The sequence below is a fragment of the Mesorhizobium sp. M7A.T.Ca.US.000.02.2.1 genome, assembly GCF_003996995.1.
Classification (GTDB): Bacteria; Pseudomonadota; Alphaproteobacteria; order Rhizobiales; family Rhizobiaceae; genus Mesorhizobium.
On the sequence record NZ_RZTT01000532.1, the window covers coordinates 1 to 3,480 of the forward strand.

General features: G+C 66.9%; 1 protein-coding gene. It reads right to left on the bottom strand.

All coding sequences use genetic code 11. The features are described from left to right. On the bottom strand, positions 1-3,431 hold a 3,431-nt coding region (locus EOD15_RS30965; protein ID WP_127409150.1), incomplete at its 3' end, for an SEL1-like repeat protein. Between the last annotated feature and the right edge of the window lie 49 nt (positions 3,432-3,480).

A 3,480-nucleotide genomic window follows, 5' to 3' on the forward strand; every position in this document is an offset into this window, starting at 1 on the left:
GCGTTGCCCTGTGCTGCGGAAAGCTGGTACCAGGTCTTCGCCTTCTTGATGTCGCGCGCGACGCCGATGCCCTTTTCGTAGAAGTTTCCGATGCGGTATTCGGCCGGCGCGAAGCCGAGTTCCGCCGATTTCTCGTACCATTTGGCGGCTGCCGCCATGTCTTCCTTGCCGCCGCGTGACTCAGCATAGCGCGAGCCGATTTCGAACAGCGCCTTGGCGTCGCCGCTGGCGGCGGCATCGCGCAAGGCGGCCGGGCCGGCGTCAGCGGGAATGTCGAACTTCGTCGTCATCGCCGGCGAGGCGTCCGCTGGGGGGACCGCGCCCGTGGTGTCCTTGGCGGCGGTCGGCTCAGCCGCCATAGGCTGGGCGCCGGTGTCGGCAGCTTCCGCGGCGACCGGAACGGTCGAGGCCGGCGCAGCCGAGGCTGTCTCCCCGGACACCGCTTGGTTCGCATCGGCCGATGTAACCGAGGCGACGGGCGCGGGAACCGGCTCTGCGGTCGGCGCGGCACTCATCGACGGCTCGGCGCCTGGCGCCGTGGCAATCATGCTTTGCGCGGCCATGTCGTCCTTGGTTGCCGGTGCGGACGGCTCGGCCTGCCTGACGGTGTGGTCAGGCGCACTTTCCACTGCCGCGGGCTGCGCGTCCATCTTAGGTTGGCCGGCGGCATCGAGCGAGGCGGTCTGCACCGGCTGCGAGGCGACGATCGGCGCAACATCGTTGCTCGCCACCTGGGCGGGATCGGCGAAGAAGGCCTTGCCCAGTTGCAGGGCGCCCAACGCCAGCAGGATCGCGGTTGTTCCCATCAGGATCGGCTTGCGCCGTGCCTTGAGCAGGTCGCCGATCCGCAGTGCCTTCACCGGTCCGGTCACCGTCGACTGGCGCTTCAGCGCATCGGCCTCGGCGGCCGCGGCCTGGGCCGCGCGCCGGGCAGCGGCGATGAAATCCGACTTCGCGGCGTCGGTGTCGCTGGGCTTGGCCGGCTGGCCGCGCTCGTCGCGCACGCGCTTCATGATGGCGTTGAGGTCAGGTGCGCCGGAACCGGGCTCCAGCGGCCGGTTGGCCATTTTCGGATCGAGCGGTTCGTCGAGATCGACGCTCGGGATCGGGGCACTCGGCGCCGAGCCGGCCAGTGGCGGGATGTCCGCCTCCTTCTTGCCCTTGAAGGCGCGGGCCAGTCCGCCGAACATCGACCTGCGGCCGCCCGCCTGTTCGTTCTTCTCGACAATTGTGTCGGAGCCGAGAGCAGCCATGGCCGCAGCCGCCGCGGCTTCGGCCGGCGTGCGCGTTCCCATACCAAGGCCGCCCAGGTCGCCACGTGCACCCGGCTCATTGCGCAGGATGGCGGCGGCGCGGCCATCGAGATCGGTCAAGTCCCCAGTCAATGGCAGGGGCTGATCGATATCCATCGATGGCGCGTCCACGGCCATCTTGGGTCGCCGCGCGCCGCGCCAGTTGCTCGGCTCGACCGGTGCCGCGTCCAGCAATTCGCTCATCGCCTCGACCGGCTCGCCGGGTTCGAGCGAACCCAGCCGGTCGACGATCTTGAGCAACGTGTCGTGGATGGCCTCGAACGTTCTCGAATTGCGCTCGTCGGAGCGCCGCGTCAGCGTTTCAAGCGTCTTCAAATCCTGGGCGAGGCCGGAAACAGCGGTCGTATTGGCGCTCGAACCGGCAAGTGATTGCACCGCGTTCTCGGCGGCTTCGCGCGCTGCGCCAAGGATGGAATCGCGGGTTCCTGCGAGCGACTTTTCAATTTCGTTGAGACGCGGGCTGATGTCCTCGAATTCCGGCAGCGGGGTGCTGGGCCTGGAAAGATGGGCGGACAGGCCAGCAACCTGTGCTTCCAGGCTGCGGATCAGCGCCGGATCGATGCCGGCCACCTGCGCGGCCGACGCATCCAGCCGGCTTGAAATGTCTTCGAGCCGGCTCTCCAGGCCGCGGATTGCGGCTTCGCCCGCGGGATCGGGTACACGCGTTTCCATACGCTTGGCGAGCGCCGTAAAGCGGGCATCGATGGCGTCCATGATGCCGGCGCTGTCGATCTGCGGCATGCGCTGGTCCAGCCTGTCGGCAACCTCATCCAGCCTGCGTTCGAGATCGCGGAACAGCATGTTGCCCTGTTCGATGGCGTCACCCTGGCGGCGTTCCATCATGCTCGACAGCACGTCGAAGCGCTGCTCCAGCCCATGGAAGATGTAGTCGGCGTCAGGCATGGCTGGTGCCTGGTCGATCTTGTCAGCGATGAGTGCAATCTGCTTGGCCAGGCGCTCCATCGCCTGCTCCGGCAGATTGGCGCGGCCGGCGAGTTCGTCAACCCGGCCCGACAGCGTGCTCAACCGGTCCATGACCGCGTTGCCTGGACGATCCTGCGCCACTTCCTCGATCTGGCTGGCAAGTGAGTCGATCCGCCTCTCGATGCGCTCGAAAGCCTCGTGGTCGAATGAATTGGCTTGCGCGGCGACCGTGGATGCGACGATGGCGCGGGAAATCTCGTCCAGCCGCTCGTCGATCATGCCAAGCGTGTCGCTGCCGCGATTGTCCTGCTGGCTGGCGAAATGGTCGACGGCACCGGCAAGCGTGCGCACCTTCTCCTCCAACGAGCGCAGCGACAACGATTCCGGCAAATTGTTGACGGCATTGCTGATCTGTTCTAGCCGGGCGGTCAGAGCAGACAGGCCCGGGTCGTCCGAGCGCTTGCGCTGGTCGGCGTCGACGCGGTCTTCGAACGCCGTCCACCGGCGATCGAAATCGTCCCAGCGGCGGTCGACCTTCTGCACGCTCTCTTCGCGTGCCAGCGTTTCGAGTGCGGCTTTGACCTGTTCGAGTTCGAGCCGCAGCATGTTGACGCTTCTGTCGTCGCTCTTCTCGGCCAGTGTCTGGATGGCGCCCGAAAGCCGCTCGAACTCAAGGCCGAGTTCAGCACTGCCCTTGGCCGAAGCACCGGGCCTTGCCCCTGACTGGAAAGCCCGCTCGATGTCCTTGCGCAGCGCTTCGAATTCCCGCTGCAGGCCTGCGGTCATCTGGTGGCGCAATTCCTCGCGCATGCCGCGCAATTCGCCGGCGATCTTGCCGACCATGGCAACGCCGTCCTCCTGGCCGCGCACGCGATCGATGTCGCGGGCAATGGCCTGATAGTTCTGCTCGAAAGCGGCGGCTCCCTGAATCGGGCTTTTCGGTCGCGACGCGGGCTGCGGATCCTCGTACCAGCGCTGCTGGCCAGCGGGCCGGGCCGCGGGATAGCGCGCATCGGCACCATATTGGCGTGGATCGGGTTGGCGGAGTTCGGGACGTGCCACCGGATCCTCGCGCGTCCGCTCCAGCCGCTGCTCCAGTGTCTCCAGCGACTGGTTCAACTGCTCGAGCGTGGTCTGCGGCCTGCGCTGCCTGCCGGCATTGAGTGTGTCGAGATAGGACCGCTTGCTGTTCATCGGTGCGTCCGTCTTTCAGAATGGCTGGCTCGCGGCCAGTTCCCCCAGG